Source organism: Rhizobium sp. AG207R (genome assembly GCF_027109195.1).
Lineage (GTDB): Bacteria > Pseudomonadota > Alphaproteobacteria > Rhizobiales > Rhizobiaceae > Rhizobium > Rhizobium dioscoreae.
On record NZ_JAEPVT010000004.1, the window covers coordinates 233,853 to 250,788 of the forward strand.

General features: G+C 60.5%; 15 protein-coding genes. 9 read left to right on the plus strand and 6 right to left on the minus strand.

Going from position 1 to position 16,936, the window contains the following annotated elements; genetic code table 11:
• Positions 1-19: 19 nt before the first annotated feature.
• The gene (locus JJQ51_RS11130; RefSeq protein ID WP_152095445.1) at positions 20-433 is read right to left on the minus strand and encodes a hypothetical protein; all 414 of its coding nucleotides are present in this window, start codon (positions 431-433) and stop codon (positions 20-22) included.
• A gap of 295 nt (positions 434-728) precedes the next feature.
• Between JJQ51_RS11130 and JJQ51_RS11135 the strand changes: the two genes are divergently transcribed.
• From JJQ51_RS11135 to JJQ51_RS11175, 9 genes are all read left to right on the plus strand, one after another.
• Complete coding sequence (locus JJQ51_RS11135) at positions 729-1,466, plus strand: FadR/GntR family transcriptional regulator (protein WP_269244722.1); 738 nt, start codon at positions 729-731, stop codon at positions 1,464-1,466.
• Between the two features lie 83 nt (positions 1,467-1,549).
• On the plus strand, positions 1,550-3,058 hold the full coding sequence (locus JJQ51_RS11140) for an ABC transporter substrate-binding protein (protein WP_269244723.1): 1,509 nt from the start codon (positions 1,550-1,552) through the stop codon (positions 3,056-3,058).
• 70 nt (positions 3,059-3,128) lie between these two features.
• Entirely contained in the window at positions 3,129-4,076 is a 948-nt protein-coding gene (locus JJQ51_RS11145) for an ABC transporter permease (RefSeq protein ID WP_145634019.1), read from the plus strand.
• The gene (locus JJQ51_RS11150) at positions 4,073-4,951 is read left to right on the plus strand and encodes an ABC transporter permease (protein ID WP_113355826.1); all 879 of its coding nucleotides are present in this window, start codon (positions 4,073-4,075) and stop codon (positions 4,949-4,951) included. The genes JJQ51_RS11145 and JJQ51_RS11150 overlap by 4 nt, the downstream gene beginning before the upstream one ends.
• A 23-nt stretch (positions 4,952-4,974) precedes the next feature.
• Positions 4,975-6,762 (plus strand): gamma-glutamyltransferase family protein, encoded by a 1,788-nt coding sequence (locus tag JJQ51_RS11155; RefSeq protein WP_145634017.1) that lies wholly within the window; start codon positions 4,975-4,977, stop codon positions 6,760-6,762.
• A 5-nt stretch (positions 6,763-6,767) separates the two neighbouring features.
• Positions 6,768-7,526 (plus strand): DUF1028 domain-containing protein, encoded by a 759-nt coding sequence (locus JJQ51_RS11160; RefSeq protein ID WP_145634015.1) that lies wholly within the window; start codon positions 6,768-6,770, stop codon positions 7,524-7,526.
• 50 nt (positions 7,527-7,576) lie between these two features.
• A complete protein-coding gene (locus tag JJQ51_RS11165) occupies positions 7,577-9,427 on the plus strand; it encodes an ABC transporter ATP-binding protein (RefSeq protein ID WP_173004575.1) in 1,851 nt (616 codons plus the stop codon).
• Positions 9,428-9,506: 79 nt separating this feature from the next.
• Complete coding sequence (locus tag JJQ51_RS11170) at positions 9,507-10,058, plus strand: glutathione peroxidase (protein WP_145634013.1); 552 nt, start codon at positions 9,507-9,509, stop codon at positions 10,056-10,058.
• Positions 10,059-10,244: 186 nt separating this feature from the next.
• Complete coding sequence (locus tag JJQ51_RS11175) at positions 10,245-11,306, plus strand: class I SAM-dependent methyltransferase (protein WP_113329768.1); 1,062 nt, start codon at positions 10,245-10,247, stop codon at positions 11,304-11,306.
• Between the two features lie 41 nt (positions 11,307-11,347).
• Here JJQ51_RS11175 and JJQ51_RS11180 read toward each other — a convergent pair whose 3' ends face one another.
• From JJQ51_RS11180 to JJQ51_RS11200, 5 genes are all read right to left on the minus strand, one after another.
• A complete protein-coding gene (locus JJQ51_RS11180; protein ID WP_113389394.1) occupies positions 11,348-12,433 on the minus strand; it encodes an ABC transporter ATP-binding protein in 1,086 nt (361 codons plus the stop codon).
• Positions 12,434-12,436: 3 nt separating this feature from the next.
• The gene (locus tag JJQ51_RS11185; RefSeq protein ID WP_069614645.1) at positions 12,437-13,345 is read right to left on the minus strand and encodes a carbohydrate ABC transporter permease; all 909 of its coding nucleotides are present in this window, start codon (positions 13,343-13,345) and stop codon (positions 12,437-12,439) included.
• Positions 13,345-14,283 (minus strand): carbohydrate ABC transporter permease, encoded by a 939-nt coding sequence (locus JJQ51_RS11190; protein ID WP_113329766.1) that lies wholly within the window; start codon positions 14,281-14,283, stop codon positions 13,345-13,347. The genes JJQ51_RS11185 and JJQ51_RS11190 overlap by 1 nt, the downstream gene beginning before the upstream one ends.
• A gap of 74 nt (positions 14,284-14,357) precedes the next feature.
• Complete coding sequence (locus tag JJQ51_RS11195; RefSeq protein ID WP_233788581.1) at positions 14,358-15,605, minus strand: ABC transporter substrate-binding protein; 1,248 nt, start codon at positions 15,603-15,605, stop codon at positions 14,358-14,360.
• A 197-nt stretch (positions 15,606-15,802) separates the two neighbouring features.
• Complete coding sequence (locus JJQ51_RS11200) at positions 15,803-16,936, minus strand: Gfo/Idh/MocA family protein (RefSeq protein WP_113350497.1); 1,134 nt, start codon at positions 16,934-16,936, stop codon at positions 15,803-15,805.

The following is a 16,936-nucleotide window of genomic DNA, read 5'->3' on the forward strand; positions in this document are numbered from 1 at the left end:
TTTGAACAGAACCCGTCGCTCAGGCAAAGCAACGCGAGCCGCGAGGACGTTGGCTGCACGTCATTTGGATGACGATCAACCGCGCATGTCTACTATCGGCGATGCCAAGGATTTCATCCGCAACTTCGCGGTCAACCTCGCTTTCCCCAACGGCAGCGTGTGTGAAAACGAGATTCCAAGAGATTGGAGTGAGCGTTCTCACGGTTTCAAAAACCGCACGGCGGATTTGGGCCGTAAGCGTCCAGACCGCATCTGGTAGGGGAGTTATCCCGTCCTGTTCGATAAGTGAGAATACTGGATTGAGCCACAGATGATTATGCACCAATCGTGCTCCCGTCATCTCAGCCAGCTGCCGACCTACAGTCATTTTTCCAATGCCTGGCGGACCAATTAAATAGAAGATCGTGTTTGCAATTCTTGTTTCTTGAATCATCGGTTAGCCCAGCTGCTTCTCAAGGAACATCATTCTGCGACGGTTGAGGGAGTACGATGCTTGACGGTGACATTTCCAGCAGACCGCTCCATCCGAAACGACTACATCGTATGAGAAGCGGAATCCAATATTTGCCGAATGCCACATTTCAGCAAGCGGCTGCTCGTTTCGTCAGTCGCCTTTCTGCATTGCGCACAAACATTGTGCATTGCCGAAATTGCACAAAAAAAGCGCTTGACGAGACGATCGAGTTCAACTTCTATTGAACCAATTACAAATTGGTTCACCTTTCAATATGGCAATCAGCAGCCTTCCGGAGAATTCGGTTCATGCCCTGGAGAGGCTCCGTGGGCTTTTGAATTCGGCCGATCTCCCGGCTGACGGAAAACTGCCGACTGAACGGGCTCTATCGGAGACGCTGGGTGTCAGCCGGCGTGCGATCAGGCGGGCGCTCGAGGTGCTGGAAGCGGAAGGCCGCGTCTGGCGGCGCCAAGGCTCTGGAACCTATGTCGGGCAGCGCCCGGACGATTGGAGCCAGCATGTCAGCACGCTCGTCGCTGGCACGGATCTGATGGAAGTCATGGAAGTTCGCCTGCGTATCGAGCCGCAACTCGCCCAGCTTGCCGCCATGCGCGCCAAGCCCGACGACATCGACCGCATGTACGAACTGGCAAAGAAGATCACCGCCAGCGACGACGCCGACAGCCGCGAACTCTGGGATGGCGCGTTGCATCGGCTGATCGCGCAAAGCGCCGGCAACCAGTTCTTTTTGACCATCTTCGACGTCATCAACCATGTCCGCCAGGACGAAGCCTGGCAAACCATTCGCGAATTGGCCCGCAGCATCAACAAGACCCGCCCGGTCTCCTACGCCCAGCATAGGACGATCATCGACGCGATTGCCGCGCGCAATCCGATGAAGGCGGCCGAGGCCATGCGCGAACATTTGCTGATGCTGCAGGAAAGCCTGATCCGCATCACGTCGCTGGATGCGCAGCAAGCTGAGGAGCCACTGACCGAGGAGGTGGGCTGACCCCAAAGCCGGCCTGCCCACCACGACCGGAGAGGAAACCGGTCGAAACTGCAAAGAACGAAAACGATAAACAGGAGAACGAAATGAAGATCGCCAAATTCATGGCATCGCTTGCCGCCGGCGCCCTGATCGCGCTGCCATCTTTCGCCGTCGAACTCAAGATCGGCCTGCAGGACGATGCCGATGCGCTGGACCCAGCTCAATCCCGCACCTTCGTCGGCCGCATCGTCTATACCGCGCTCTGCGACAAGCTCGTTGACGTAACACCCGACCTGAAGTTCGTGCCGCAGCTCGCCACATCCTGGAAATGGTCCGCCGATGGCAAGCAGCTCGTCATGGAGCTGCGCCAGGGCGTGAAATTCCAGGACGGCACGCCGTTCAATGCGCAAGCTGTTGTCGACAACATCCAGCGCTATCAGACCATGCCGGAATCACGCCGCAAGAGCGAGCTTTCCTCTGTCGCCAAGGTCGAAGCATCCGGTGAATACGAAGCTACCTTCACCCTGAAGGCGCCCGACGTCACGCTGCTTGCCCAGCTTTCCGACCGCTCGGGCATGATGGTTTCGCCAACGGCTGCAAAGGCTGCCGGTGCCAAATTCGGCGACCATCCCGTCTGCTCCGGCCCCTTCAAATTCGTCGAGCGCGTGCAGCAGGACCGGATCGTGCTCGAAAAATTCCAGGATTACTGGAACAAGGACAATATCTTCATCGATAAGGTAACCTATCTGCCGATCCCCGACACAACGGTGCGTCTTGCAAACCTGCGCTCCGGCGACCTCGACATGATCGAGCGCGTGGCCGCCTCCGATGCCGGCACTGTCAAGAGCGATCCCAATCTCGTCTATGCCGACGCTGTCGGCACCGGCTGGCTTGGCGTCTACGCCAATGTCGGCAATGGCGCTCGCGCCGACAATCCAATGGGCAAGAACAAGCGCCTGCGCCAGGCCTTCTCGCTGGCAATCGACCGCGAAGCCGCCATGCAGATCGTCTTCGATGGCACCGGGCTTGCCGGCAACCAGCCTTTTGCACCGAACAGCCCCTGGTTCGACAAGGATATTCCGGTACCCGCCCGCGACGTCGACAAGGCTAAGGCTCTGGTCAAGGAAGCCGGTTTCGACCGTATCCCGGTCGAGCTCGCCGTCGCCAACAATCCCGTATCGATGCAGATGATGCAGATCATCCAGTCGATGGTTGCTGAAGCCGGCTTCGACGTGACACTGAAGACGACGGAATTCGCGACCCTGCTCGACGCGCAGTCGAGCGGCAACTACCAGCTCAGCCGATCCGACTGGTCCGGCCGCTCCGATCCGGACGGCAATATCCAGCAGTTCGTGACAACAGGCGCCGGCCTCAACGATTCCAAATACAGCAATCCGGAGGTCGACAAGCTGCTGCTTGAGGCGCGCCAGTCTCAGGACAACACCGTACGCAAGCAGAAATACGATGCGGCCGAGGCGATCCTCAGCCAGGACCTGCCGATCATCTTTCTCGGGCATCAGGCCTGGATCTGGGCCTACAATAAGAAGGTGTCCGGCTTTGTGCCCTCCCCGGACGGCATGATCCGCCTCGTAGGCGTGAAGAAAAGCGGCTGAGCTATGAGCGCCATGCGGGCTTCTTTCCGGATGGCGCTTTCACATTCGACATCGCGGCAAGGATCTGCCCATGTATAGCTATATCGGAAAGAGGCTGCTCGTCGCCATACCGACGCTTCTGATCATTTCGATCTTCGTCTTCTCGCTGCAGAAGCTTCTGCCCGGCGATCCGGTGCTAGCCATGGCAGGCGAGGAGCGCGATCCTCAGGTGCTGGAGCTGTTGCGCGAGAAATATCGCCTGAGCGACCCTGTGATCTACCAATATGGCTACTGGCTGCAGGGCGTCGCCAAGGGCGATCTCGGCGTTTCACTGCGCACCAACCAACCGGTGCTGACGCTCGTTGCCGAAAAGCTGCCGGTCACCATTCAGCTCGCCGTCATGTCGATGATCTTCGCCTTCGCCATCGGCATTCCCATGGGCATATTGGCGGCGGTGAAGAAGAATAGCTTCATCGATTTTCTCGCCAACATCATCGCCTTGTGCGGCCTGTCCGTGCCGAATTTCTGGCTCGGCATCATGCTGATCCTGCTGGTCTCGGTGAAGCTGCATTGGCTGCCGGCCTCGGGATACCAACCCTTCTTCGAAGATCCATGGCGCTCCATCCAGACGATGCTGATGCCATCCTTCGTGCTCGGCAATGCGCTTGCTGCCACCTTGATGCGCCACACGCGCTCGTCGATGCTGAGCGTGCTCAGCGCCGACTATATCCGCACTGCCCGCGCCAAGGGCCTGCCGGAGATGGCCGTCGTGCTGCAGCACAGCTTCCGCAACGCCATCCTGCCCGTTGTCACCGTCAGCGCCCTGCTGTTCGGAGAGCTCCTGGCCGGTGCCGTTCTGACCGAGCAGATATTCACCATCCCCGGCTTCGGCAAGCTGATCGTCGATGCGGTCTTCAACCGGGATTACGCCGTCGTCCAGGGCGTGGTGCTCTGCACGGCCATCGGCTTCATCGCCATGAACCTTATTGCCGATATTCTCTACGTCCTCCTCAATCCGCGCATGAGGGCAGCCCTATGAGCACCATCGTTCAGACGGCCGCTGCAGCCCCTCCCGCCAAGCGCGCTCCCAATCGGGCCTGGCGGAAGCTGAGGGCCAACAAGGGGGCCTTGGTCGGACTTGCCATCATCCTTTTCTTTACCGCACTTGCTGCGCTTGCACCGCTCCTGCCGATTCCGGACCCGGTCGCAACCAGCTGGTCTGCGATCCGCAAGGCGCCATCCGCCGCACACTGGCTCGGCAGCGACGATCTCGGCCGCGACATTCTCTCCCGCATGATCTGGGGCGCACGGGCATCGCTGATGGCCGGCGTCTTCTCGGTTGCCATCGCGGTCGCGATCGGCGTGCCCTTCGGTCTCATCTCCGGCTACTATGGCGGCTGGATCGACCAGATCATCTCGCGCATCACCGAGGCCTTCCTGGCGATGCCATTCCTTATCACCGCTATTGCGCTTGCCGCCTTCCTCGGCCCGAGCCTCACCAACGCGATGATCGCGATCGGATTGTCCGCAACGCCGGTCTTCGTGCGGCTGACGCGCGGCCAGGTGCTGGCGGTCAAGACGGAGGATTATGTCGAGGGCGCCCGCTCGATCGGTCTCACCCATTTCAGCATCATCTCCCGCTATATCCTGCCCAACGTCTTTGCTCCGATCCTCGTGCAGGCAACACTCACCATCGCGACCGCCATCATCGCCGAGGCGAGCCTCTCCTTCCTCGGGCTCGGCCAGCAGCCGCCTGCCCCTAGCTGGGGCTCGATGCTCAATGTCGCCAAGAACTATCTCGAACAGGCGCCCTGGATGGCCATGTGGCCGGGTGCCGCTATTTTTCTCGTCGTGATCGGCTTCAATCTCCTCGGCGACGGCCTGCGCGATGCGCTCGACCCGCGCGAAGCATGAATAAACTCAAAAGGATGCCCCCAATGACCGCATTCACCACCCGCCCTGAAATCCTCGGCACCTTCGGCGTCGTCACGTCGACGCACTGGATCGCATCCGCCGTCGGCATGAGCATTCTCGAAAAGGGCGGCAACGCCTTCGACGCGGCCGTTGCTACAGGCTTCGTGCTGCAGATCGTCGAGCCGCATCTCTGCGGGCCGGGCGGCGACATGCCAGCCATCCTCTATTCCAAGAAGAAGGATAAGGTCGAGGTCATCTGTGCCCAAGGCCCGGCACCGGCCGGCGCGACGATCGAGCATTACAGGCGCGAGGGGCTGAAACTGATCCCCGGCGATGGCCTGCTCGCCACCGTCATCCCCGGTGCCTTCGATGGCTGGATGCTGATGCTACGCGATTACGGCAGGCTGACCGTCCGCGACGTACTGGAACCGGCGATCCATTATGCGGAGAAAGGCCATCCAGTCCTGCCGCGCGTCTCCGCCACCATCGCAGGTCTTGCCGATTTCTACCGCAAGGAATGGCCGACCTCCTACGAGACCTGGCTGCCGGGGGGAGCTGCGCCCGAACCCTGGTCCAATTTCAGGAACCCGGTTCTTGCCGACACCTGGAAGCGTGTTGTCGCGGAAGCGGAAAGCAAGAGCGATCGCGAAGCGCAGATCGAAGCCGCTCGCGATGCCTATTACCGCGGCTTCGTCGCAGAAGCCATCGACAGCTATGTCAGCAAGACGGAGGTCATGGATGCAAGCGGCGGGCGCCACAAGGGCGTGCTGACCGCCGACGACATGGCCAACTGGCAGGCGACGGTCGAGGCGCCGCTGACCTATGATTATCACGGCTGGACGGTCGCCAAGATCGGCCCCTGGGGTCAAGGCCCCGTCTTCCTCCAGACACTGTCGCTGCTCAAGGGTTTCGATCTGGCCGGCATGGATCCCGCCGGCGCCGATTTCGTCCACACCGTGACCGAGGCCATGAAACTCGCCTTTGCCGATCGCGAGGTCTATTACGGCGACCCCAATTTCACGCGCGTACCGCTCGAAACCCTACTGTCGGACGCCTATGCCGACGAGCGCCGCCGGCTGGTTTCGTCAGAGGCGTCGCTTGCCCTGCGCCCCGGCAAGCTGCCCGGCTTTGAAAGCCAGTACGATCTTACCATGGCGATGCTCGACGCACCGGAAGCCAAGAGCGGCGCGGTCTATGAGCCCACCATGTCGCATCTTACCGAGAAGCGCGGCGACACCGTGCATATCGATGTCATCGACCGCGAAGGCAACATGATCTCGGTCACGCCATCGGGCGGCTGGCTGCAATCCTCGCCGATCATTCCTGGCCTCGGCTTCTGCCTCAATTCTCGCGCCCAGATGTTTTGGCTGCAGCCGGGTCTGCCCTCCTCGCTGGCACCGGGCAAGCGGCCACGTACGACGCTGACCCCGACAATGGCACTGCATGAAGGACGCCCGACGCTCGCTTTCGGCACGCCCGGCGGCGATCAACAGGAGCAGTGGCAGCTCTCCTTCTTCCTGCGCTATGTCCATCATGGGCTGAACCTGCAGGAAGCGATCGACAAGCCGCTGTTCCACAGCACGCATTTCCCGAGCTCCTTCTATCCGCGCACCCGCGAACCGGGTGGCCTGACGGCGGAGGCGAATTTCGGCGCTGACGTGCTCGATACGCTCCGCAAGAGAGGCCACCAGCTGACCGTCGCACCGGAGTGGACCGTGGGTCGGCTGACCGCCGCACGGCGCGACGCCGATGGCCTCTTGCGCGCAGCGGCAACACCTCGTTTGATGCAAGCCTATGCCGTTGGGAGATAGAGCCGATGACATGGTCGATCGTTGCCCGAGAACCCGAAACCGGAAATCTCGCCATCGCCGTCGCCACGCGCTTCTTTGCCGTCGGCAGCATCGTGCCGCATATTCGCGGCGGCATCGGCGCGGTTGCGACGCAGGCCTTTGCCAGCCCGCTTTACGGCATCGACGGACTTGCGATGCTGGCATCCGGGCATGCGCCCCATGAAATTCTGGAAACGCTGAGCGCCCGCGACGAAGGCCGCGAACAGCGGCAGTTTCACCTGATCGACAACAAGGGCAACAATGCCGCCTTTACCGGCGCCAGGTGTATCGATTGGGCGGGGCATCTGGTCGACGACAATGTATCGGTGGCCGGCAACATGCTGGCTGGACCGCAGGTGATTGCGGAAACGCTTGCGACCTTCAAGAAGGCCGCAGGCAAACCACTTGCGGAGCGGTTGCTCGAAGCCATGCGGGCGGGCGAAGATGCAGGCGGGGATAAGCGTGGCAAGCAATCGGCAGCACTCGTCATCCACCGTGACCAGGATTACGCTTGGCTGAACATCCGAGTCGACGACAGCGCCGATCCGCTGACCGAACTCGAGCGGCTCTACACAGTTGCGCAGGAACGCTATTTGCATGTCGCAGAAACCATGCCGACGCGGCAGAACCCCAGCGGGATGACCGACCGCCGCGAGGTCGACGAAAAGATTGCCGCGCTTGAGGCCAAGAGGATTGCCGAAGGTCGCCCTTCAGCCTCCCGTGCCACGATGGCAGTCCCATCGTGAGCAATCGCGATTGAAGCCTGACCAATGGTAAAATCATAAAAGGGAACTTCATGCCGACCGTTGCAGCGCAGATGACCAATCCACACACCCAGCCTGTTCTTTCCATCTCCAATCTCACCACGTCGTTTCTCGTCGATGGCGAGTGGCGCAAGGTCGTGAAGGACATTTCCTTCGATGTCATGCCGGGAGAGACGGTCGCCATCGTCGGCGAAAGCGGCTCCGGCAAGAGCGTGACCTCGCTCTCGATCATGCGGCTTCTTGCAAGAGCAAACAGCCGCACCGAAGGTTCGATCCGGCTAAACGGCCGCGATCTCCTGGCATTGCCGGAGGCCGAGATGCGCAAGGTGCGCGGCAAGGACGTCGCGATGATCTTCCAGGAGCCGATGACTTCACTCAATCCGATCTTCACCATCGGCCGGCAGATTTCCGAGGCGCTGACCTGCCATCGCAATATTTCCAAGGCGGAGGCAAAAGCCGAAACGATCCGCCTCCTGGAGAAAGTGCGCATCCCCAACGCGTCCTCGCGCTTCGACGAATATCCGCACCAGTTTTCCGGCGGCATGCGCCAGCGCGTGATGATCGCCATGGCGCTTGCCAGTCGCCCGAAACTCCTGATCGCCGATGAGCCGACGACCGCGCTCGACGTGACAATCCAGGGCCAGATCCTCGATCTCATCAAGGTGCTGCAGGAAGAGGAAGGCATGTCCGTCCTCTTCATCACCCACGACATGGGCGTCGTCGCCGAAATCTCGGACCGCACCATCGTCATGTATCGCGGCGAAGCGGTGGAGACCGGCAAGACCGACGATATCTTTCATCGCGGCCAGCATCCTTACACCCGCGCCCTGCTGTCAGCCGTGCCGCGCCTCGGTTCCATGAAAGATCAGCCGCAGCCGCTGCGCTTCCCGGTCGTCGACGCAAGCACTGGCGAGCGCAGCGAACCGAAGGCGCTCGCGGATACCGTCGATCACGGCAAGACACCGGTGCTCGAGGTGAAGAACCTCGTCACCCGCTTCGATCTTCGTGGCGGCCTGCTGGCCCGCCCAACGGGCGCGATCCATGCGGTCGAGAATGTCTCCTTCGATCTTGCACAAGGGGAAACGCTGTCGCTGGTCGGCGAATCCGGCTGCGGTAAGTCGACGACGGGGCGCTCCATCATGCGCCTCATCAATCCCAAATCCGGCGAGGTTCGCCTCGACGGCTATGACGTGATGAAGCTCAATACGCTAGATCTGCGCCGGATGCGCCGCAGCATCCAGATGATCTTCCAGGACCCGTTCGCGAGCCTCAATCCGCGTATGACGATCGGCGCTGCGGTTGCCGAACCCTTCATCGAGCATCGCTTGGGCACGCGCGCCGAAGCCCGGGAAAAAGCCGCCGATCTTCTGGAGCGCGTCGGGCTAAAGGCCGACATGATGAGCCGCTATCCACACGAATTCTCCGGCGGCCAGCGTCAGCGCATCTGTATTGCCCGCGCGCTTGCGCTCGATCCGAAAGTAATCGTCGCCGACGAAAGCGTCTCGGCACTCGACGTGTCGATCAAGGCGCAGGTTTGCAATCTGCTGATGGATCTGCAGCAGAGCCTCAATCTCTCCTATCTCTTCATCTCGCACGACATGGCCGTGGTCGAGCGCGTCAGCCACCGCGTCGCCGTCATGTATCTCGGCGAGATCGTCGAGATCGGCCCGCGCGCGTCGGTTTTCGAGAATCCACAGCATCCCTACACGAGGAAGCTGATGGCGGCCGTCCCGGTACCGGATCCATCCCGGCGCGGCATCCGGCGCAACCTCGCCGTCGACGAATTGAAGAGCCCGGTGCGCCCCGTCGGCTATCAGCCACCCGCGCGACACTACCGCGAAGTCTCGCAGGGCCATCTGGTTCGAATGGAGGAGGCTGCCTGACGCGCATTCTGACCTTGACGCCACCGAATTCCGGGCAAATATCGGCATCCTGTTTTCCGTCTCATCTGGAGTGAATGATATGACCGATAGCGTGCTCGATATTCCGGTAAAGAGGATCGACGGCAGCGATACGACGCTTGCCGACTATCGCGGCAAGGTCATCATGGTCGTCAATGTCGCGTCCAAATGCGGCCTGACGGTACAGTACGAAGGATTGGAAAAGCTCTATGAAGAAAAGCGCGGCGAAGGTCTGGTCATCGCCGGCTTCCCGGCCAATGATTTCAAGGGCCAGGAGCCAGGCACCGACAAAGAGATTCTGGACTTCTGCACGCTGACCTACGACGTGCAGTTCCCGATGTTCTCCAAGATCGCAGTGACTGGCGACGAGCGTCATCCGCTGTACGACAGCCTGATCGCATCCGGCGTCGAGACCATCGGCGACGGTCCGATGCGTGCCCGCCTCGCCGATCGCGGCCTGCACACCGGCGACAATGGCGGCATCGTCTGGAACTTCGAGAAATTCCTGATTGGCCGCGACGGCAAGGTTGCCGCGCGCTTTGCGCCCGACGTAACCGCCGACGATCCGCGCCTGCTCTCAGTTCTGGAAAAGGAGCTGGCGCGCGCCAACTGAGGCGTGAGCTCTCTTTTGGACCTCCAAAAATAACACATCACATCAATAGGTTGCGCTACTTTTCAGGGCGAGGGCCTGGCGTGTTCAGCCGGATGGCGTAATTGCCTGCCCTCCAGCCTGGGAGTATCTTTCCCTATCCGAATACATCGTGACGGAACGCTGCATCAATTCTGATGGGAGGATGTCATGCGCGAACCTGATATGCAGAAACTCGATACCCTTGTCGGGCGCTTGGTCGGCGATCTCGGCGCGGCGGTCTCAGGCGTGTTGGTAACGCTCGGAGACCATTTGGGCCTGTTCAAGGCCATGGCTGACGGAACGCCAAGGACTTCGGCCGATTTGGCCGACAAAGTCGGTGTGAAAGAACGCTATGTGCGCGAATGGCTGTCAGCTCAGGCAGCCGCCGACTATGTCAGTTATGACGATAAGACCGAGCGCTTCTACCTGACGCCGGAACAGGCAATGGTATTTGCGGAGGAAGACAGCCCTGCCTTTTTCGCCGGCGCTTTCGATGTCGTTCAATCCATGTGGATCGACGAGCCGAAGGTCGTCAACGCCTTCAAGACCGGCAGCGGCCTTGGTTGGCATGAGCACAGCACCTGCCTGTTTCGCGGCACGGAACGCTTCTTCCGGACAGGCTACAACAGCCATCTCGTTTCGGAATGGATACCGGCGCTCGACGGCATGCAGGAAAAGCTCGAGGCCGGCGCGATCGTCGCCGATGTCGGCTGCGGCCACGGCGCCTCGACCATCCTGATGGCAGAAGCCTATCCGAACTCGACTTTCTTCGGCTTCGACTACCATCTCCCGTCCATCGAACGAGCGAAAGCTGCGGCGCAGGAAGCGGGCGTTGCGGGCCGTATCACGTTCGAACAGGCGACCGCCAAGGACTTCCCGGCTGCCGACTACGATCTTGTGGCGATGTTCGATTGCCTGCACGACATGGGCGATCCCGTCGGTGCCGGCAAACATATTAAGGAAACCCTCGCCGATGACGGCACCTGGATGATCGTCGAGCCCTTCGCCCATGATTGCCTGAAGGACAATCTCAACCCCGTCGGCCGCGTCTACTACGGGGCTTCAACGATGATCTGTACGCCAGCCTCGCTGTCGCAGGAGGTCGGGCTTGGTCTGGGCGCGCAGGCTGGCGAGCTGAAACTGCGCAAGGTTGCCATGGATGCGGGCTATTCGCATTTCCGCAAGGCGACTGAAACGCCGTTCAACATGATCTTCGAAGTCAGGGCATGAAGATTGTGCCGCACGCTTCGTCCAACGCGCGGCACCGCATCTTATAGACGCTGCCCGTCTTCCCCGAACAACGACGCGAGCGCCGGCTGAAAATAAACCGGCTGCTCGGTGTCGAGTGCGACATCCTCATCGGCATCGATCCGCACCGACAGTGTTTCGCCGCCGACCTGGCCCCAGATCAGATTGTCCGAGCCCATGGGCTCGACGATGGTGAACGTCGCCGGCAGGCTGGCAGCCCGCCCGCTCGCGGGCCGGAACTGCATTTGCTCGGGCCGAACGCCAAGTGTCGCCTTGCGGCCCTCGCCCGGCGTGCCGGAAAACTCGTAGCCGTTGAGGTCGATCGCGCGGCCATCCGGCAACATGAACGCCGGCATGCCGCCATTGCTCGCCACCTGCCCCGACAGGAAGTTCATCGATGGCGAGCCGACGAAGCCTGCCACGAAGCGATTGACCGGACGGCGATAGATCTCCTTCGGCGTGGCGAATTGCTGGATGACGCCGCCGCTCATGACGGCGATGCGATCGGCGAGCGTCAACGCCTCGATCTGGTCATGCGTCACGTAGATCATGGTGGAACCGAGGCCGCTATGCAGGCGCTTCAGCTCGACACGCAGCTCGGTTCTGAGCTTGGCGTCAAGGTTGGAGAGCGGCTCGTCGAACAGGAAGACGTCGACGTCACGCACCAGCGCACGGCCAATGGCGACACGCTGGCGCTGGCCGCCGGAAAGCTCCCCCGGTCGCCGTTTGCGCAAGGGGTCGATCTGCAGGATCTGCACGGCGCGGTCGACACGCTCGGCAATCTCCTCCTTCGCCATGCCCGCAATGCGCAGCCCGAAGGAGAGATTTCCTTCGACGGTCATCGTCGGGTAAAGCGCATAGGACTGGAACACCATGCCGATGCCGCGGTCCTTCGGTTCCTCCCAGGTGACGTTCCTGTCGCCGATCCAGATCTGGCCGTCCGTGATATCGGTCAGCCCGGCAATGGCGTTGAGCAAGGTCGACTTGCCGCAGCCGGAGGGGCCGAGGAGTACGATGAACTCGCCGGATTGTATCTCAAGATTGAGCGATTTCAGGACGCTGACGCTGCCGAAATCGATTGCAAGTTCGCGAATGGAAACATTGGCCATGAACTATCCCTTGACTGCGCCGGCGGTGATACCGCGCACGAACCAGCGGCCCGAGCCGAAATAGACGATCAACGGAACCAGGGCGGTGAGGATGGTCGCCGCCATGTTGACGTTGTAGAGCTTCTCACCCTGGGTGGAGTTGACAATGTTGTTGAGCTGCACGGTCATGGGGAAGTTTTCTCGGCCGGCGAAGACGACGCCGAAGAGGAAATCGTTCCAAATGCCGGTCACCTGCAGGATCGCCGCGACCACCAGGATCGGGATCGACATCGGGATCATCAGCCGGAAGAAGATCTGCCACAGCCCCGCGCCGTCGATGCGAGCTGCCTTGAAGAGCTCCATCGGCAGGCTCGAATAATAGTTGCGGAAAAGCAGCGTCAGCACCGGCAGACCGAAGACTGTGTGGGTGATGATGATGCAGGGCAACGTCGAATAGATGCCCACGTCGCGATAGATCAGAACCAGCGGATAGATGAACACCTGGTACGGTATGAAGGCGCCGAGCAGCAGGATGGCAAAGAGCACGTTTGCCCCTTTGACCCGCCAGAAGGATAGCGCATAGCCGGTCAGCGACGAGATCAGGATCGACAAAATCATGCTCGGGATCAGGATCTTCACCGAATTCCAGAAGCCGACGCTGATGCCGCCGCATTCCAGTCCGGTGCAGGCCGTGCTCCACGCCTGTATCCAGGCATCCGCAGTCCACATTTGCGGAAAGGCGAAGATATTGCCCTGACGGATCTCCGGCATGGATTTGAACGAGGTGACAAGCATCACATAGAGCGGCAGCAGGAAGAACAGGGCCGCGATGACGAGAAAGAGATAAAGGCCGATGCGTCCTGGGGTCAGATGCTGCGGCTTGCGGCCGGTCGGACCCTGCATGGCACCAGTGACGGAAGATGGCGTCGTCATCAGTTCCCCCTCGGCTTTTCACGGAAATATTCATAATAGAGCCAGGGCGTCACCAGGATAACCACCGTGATGAACATCACGGTCGATGCTCCGGTTGCAAGGCCGATATTGCCGCGCCCGAAGAGGTAATCCATGATGAATTTCCCGGGCACTTCGGTCGCGATACCCGGACCGCCGCCGGTCGTCGCCAGAACCAGTTCGTAAACCCTCACAACCGCAATCGCCAGAAGAACGCTGGCGGTGATGATGGTCGGTCTCAGGATCGGGATGACGATATGCAGGTAAACGCGCCAGCTCGGTATGCCGTCGATGCGGGTCGCCTTCCACAATTCCCGGTCGACGCCGCGCAGGCCCGCAAGCATGATCGCCATGACGAGGCCGGAAGATTGCCAGACACCGGCAAGCACGATGACGTAGAGCGCGAGATCGCTCTGGACGATCCAGTCGAAGCGGAACCAGGTGAAGCCGACACTGTCGGCAACCTTTTGCAGGCCGAGCGTCGGATTCATGATCCACTGCCAGACCAGCCCGGTGACGATGAAGGACATGGCAAAGGGATAGAGGAAGATCGTCCGGAAGGTGTTTTCGAAACGGACCTTCTGATCGAGCGCGACGGCGAGAAGAAAGCCGAGGATCAGACAGCCGGCAATGAAGAGAATGCCGAAGACGACGACGTTCTGCAGCGACAGCAGCCAGCGCGCCGTCGAAAACAACCGCTCATACTGCTTCGTGCCGACGAAAGTGTTGACCGGCAGCACCTTGCTGTCCGTGAACGATATCCAGATGTTCCAGACGACGGTGACGACATAGGCCAGAAGCACGATGGCGAAGGCTGGAAACAGGGCCACGTAGGGCGAAAAATGTATCCTCCTGCGGCTGACGCTCGCAGGTGCGACAGCCGCTTTTGCAGCAGTGGCGCTCGTATTGGGGCTGCTCATGGACGCGCTCCTCCTCAGCATTCATGGAAACCGGCGGCAGGCTCACCTGCCGCCGCATGGATGTCGATCGAAGCTTACTTGGCCTGTTCGATGACCTGGGCAAACTGCGTGGCGAACTGGTCCGCCGTCATGCTGGGCGTCGTCCAGTATTGAGCAATGAGATCGCCTTCGGTCTGGACGATATCTTGAGGGGTCAGCACGTCGGGTGCCAGGATCTGGCGGCTCGGATCCTTGAGTGCGTTCAGGCCCTTCTGGGCGCAAGCGTCGAGCTTTGACGTATCGACGTCGAGACGCACGGGCACCGAACCCTTCTTGGAGTTGAAGGCAAGCTGGCCTTCCTTCGACATGATGACGGTAGCGAGCAGGGTCTGGGCGTCGGTCGCCGTCTTATCCTTGAGAACGGGGAAGACGAAAATGTCGCCGCCCATCATGAAGTTGGATTCGCCAGGTCCGAGGATGCAGCCGAAATCCTTGTCGGCGACGAGGCCGGCATGGATGAATTCACCCTTGGCCCAGTCGCCCATGAACTGGATGCCGGCCTTGCCGTCGATCAGCATGCCGGTCGCGACGTTCCAGTCGCGGTTCGGGCTGCCAGGGTCCTGATAGTTGCGGAGCTTGGCGAAGACTTCCGCCACATGCTTGAACTGGTCGGACTTGACGGCATCCGTGTCGAGATCCTTCCAGACCTTAGCATAGAGATCCTTCCCGCCCTCGCCGAGCAGGATGGCGTTGAACATCGACTGCAGCTGCCAAGGTTGACCGCCGACGGCAACCGGGATCAGGCCGGCAGCCTTGATCTTGTCGAGCGCGGCAAACATTTCATCCCAGGTCTTCGGCTCTTCCGTCACGCCGGCCTTGGTGAAAACGGCCTTGGAATAGAAGACCCAATTCTGGCCGTGATCGTTGATGGGAGCGCCATAGATATGATCCTGGAACTGGATGGCCTGATAGAAAGATGGTGTCAGAACCGATTTCCAATCCTGCTCCTTGGCGAGATCGTCGAGCGGCCGCAGCAGGCCCTGCTGGGCCAGTTCGTTCATCTGCGTGCCGGTGTTGAACTGCATGGCCGTCGGCGGATTGCCGCCGATGATGCGGTTGATGCCGATCGGACGAGCAGTCGAGCCGGAGCCGGCAATTGCGGTATCCACCCATTCGCCGCCTGCAGCGTTGAAGGCCTTGGCCAGCTCCTTCACGGCTGCGGCTTCACCGCCCGAAGTCCACCAATGCAGAACTTCGGCCTTCTTGCCTTCGGCCAGAGCGCCGGTCACGCTCGCCGCGACCAGCGCCGTAGCGCCGACCAATGCCATCATCAATTTGCGCATGCGTTCCTCCTCCTTTGAGGGCGTTCTTCAAACGCCTTTCCTCAGCCGCCGCCGTCTCCAGACACCGGATGCCGAATCTCCTGATCCTCCAAAACTGTGCGGCAGGGCCTCCGTTCCCTGCAGCACGTGAGCAATGCTTCCTCAGGCATTGCCCCTTCGTCAAGCCCGCAGTCCAAAAGGACCGCATTTTCTCAACTCTATAGCGCACTCAATGAGAAACGTCCCTCATTTATTGCGCGCGGTATTGGATCGGGCCGACCGCAACTACTGTGGATTGCAACCACAGAACGCGATTGCGCCGAACGCTCGAATGCCGTCATCACCTCAAGGGCGTGGAAAGCTAGTTCCGACGATACCCGATGCTGACGTCCCGAGCGAAGGGAATCCACCATCTCCGCCGCGCCCAATCCGCGCAGACCGAGATGACCTGGCACACCTTCCGTATAGGGGTGATCGACGGGGATCTCCCTCCACGCCTCATCGCCATCGCGAAATATCTCAACCTTGCCGCTGAAATTGTTTGGATCCGGCGTCACCATAGTACCTTCCGAACCGTAAAGCTCGATCTGATTGTGCTTGTGCTTGATAACATCAAAGCTGGTGGCAATGGTGACGGTCGCACCGCTATGGAACTCCATAACGCCCGTCAGATGGGTCGGCACCAGTACCTTAATCGTCTCGCCGCGACGCGGATCAGTCTTCACCGTGCGTTCGATGCGGGTGATCTTCGCAGTGCCAAAGATCTCGCGCACGGGGCCGAGCAAGGCGATGAGGTTCGTCACGTAGTACGGACCGACATCGAGCATCGGCCCGCCGCCGCGGCCGTAGAAGAAGTCTGGGTTGGGATGCCAATGCTCATGACCCGGCAACAGCAGCATGGCGGTGGCCGAAATCGTCTTGCCGATGCGCCCTTCATCGAGCAAGCGCCGTGTCAACTGGTGACCGCCGCCAAGGAAGGTGTCGGGAGCGCAACCGAGCCGCAGGTCTCCTGCCCGCGCGATGGCCATCAACTCCTCCGCCTCGCCCATGGAGACGCCAAGCGGCTTCTCCGAATAGACATGCTTGCCGGCAAGCAGCGCCTTCTTGCTGATGGCATAATGCGAGACCGGCGTCGTCAGGTTGATGATGAGACCGATTTCCGGATCGGAAAGCATCGTATCGAGCGCAACGGCCTCGATGCCAAACTGCTCGGCGAGCTTGCGGGCAGGCTCCTGATAAAGATCGTAAACAGACTTCACGCGAATGAAATCAAACATATGCAGGGTCGCAACATAGGTGGCGCTGATATTGCCGGCGCCGACAATGCCGACTTTCATGGGTTCGTTGCTCAT

What these genes read in the sequence shown, in the direction of transcription:
- JJQ51_RS11130 (WP_152095445.1), bottom strand. Translation starts at nt 433, where the DNA reads ATGATTCAAGAAACAAGAATTGCAAACACGATCTTCTATTTAATTGGT.
- JJQ51_RS11135 (WP_269244722.1), top strand. Translation starts at nt 729, where the DNA reads ATGGCAATCAGCAGCCTTCCGGAGAATTCGGTTCATGCCCTGGAGAGG.
- JJQ51_RS11140 (WP_269244723.1), top strand. Translation starts at nt 1,550, where the DNA reads ATGAAGATCGCCAAATTCATGGCATCGCTTGCCGCCGGCGCCCTGATC.
- JJQ51_RS11145 (WP_145634019.1), top strand. Translation starts at nt 3,129, where the DNA reads ATGTATAGCTATATCGGAAAGAGGCTGCTCGTCGCCATACCGACGCTT.
- JJQ51_RS11150 (WP_113355826.1), top strand. Translation starts at nt 4,073, where the DNA reads ATGAGCACCATCGTTCAGACGGCCGCTGCAGCCCCTCCCGCCAAGCGC.
- JJQ51_RS11155 (WP_145634017.1), top strand. Translation starts at nt 4,975, where the DNA reads ATGACCGCATTCACCACCCGCCCTGAAATCCTCGGCACCTTCGGCGTC.
- JJQ51_RS11160 (WP_145634015.1), top strand. Translation starts at nt 6,768, where the DNA reads ATGACATGGTCGATCGTTGCCCGAGAACCCGAAACCGGAAATCTCGCC.
- JJQ51_RS11165 (WP_173004575.1), top strand. Translation starts at nt 7,577, where the DNA reads ATGCCGACCGTTGCAGCGCAGATGACCAATCCACACACCCAGCCTGTT.
- JJQ51_RS11170 (WP_145634013.1), top strand. Translation starts at nt 9,507, where the DNA reads ATGACCGATAGCGTGCTCGATATTCCGGTAAAGAGGATCGACGGCAGC.
- JJQ51_RS11175 (WP_113329768.1), top strand. Translation starts at nt 10,245, where the DNA reads ATGCGCGAACCTGATATGCAGAAACTCGATACCCTTGTCGGGCGCTTG.
- JJQ51_RS11180 (WP_113389394.1), bottom strand. Translation starts at nt 12,433, where the DNA reads ATGGCCAATGTTTCCATTCGCGAACTTGCAATCGATTTCGGCAGCGTC.
- JJQ51_RS11185 (WP_069614645.1), bottom strand. Translation starts at nt 13,345, where the DNA reads ATGACGACGCCATCTTCCGTCACTGGTGCCATGCAGGGTCCGACCGGC.
- JJQ51_RS11190 (WP_113329766.1), bottom strand. Translation starts at nt 14,283, where the DNA reads ATGAGCAGCCCCAATACGAGCGCCACTGCTGCAAAAGCGGCTGTCGCA.
- JJQ51_RS11195 (WP_233788581.1), bottom strand. Translation starts at nt 15,605, where the DNA reads ATGCGCAAATTGATGATGGCATTGGTCGGCGCTACGGCGCTGGTCGCG.
- JJQ51_RS11200 (WP_113350497.1), bottom strand. Translation starts at nt 16,936, where the DNA reads ATGAGCAACGAACCCATGAAAGTCGGCATTGTCGGCGCCGGCAATATC.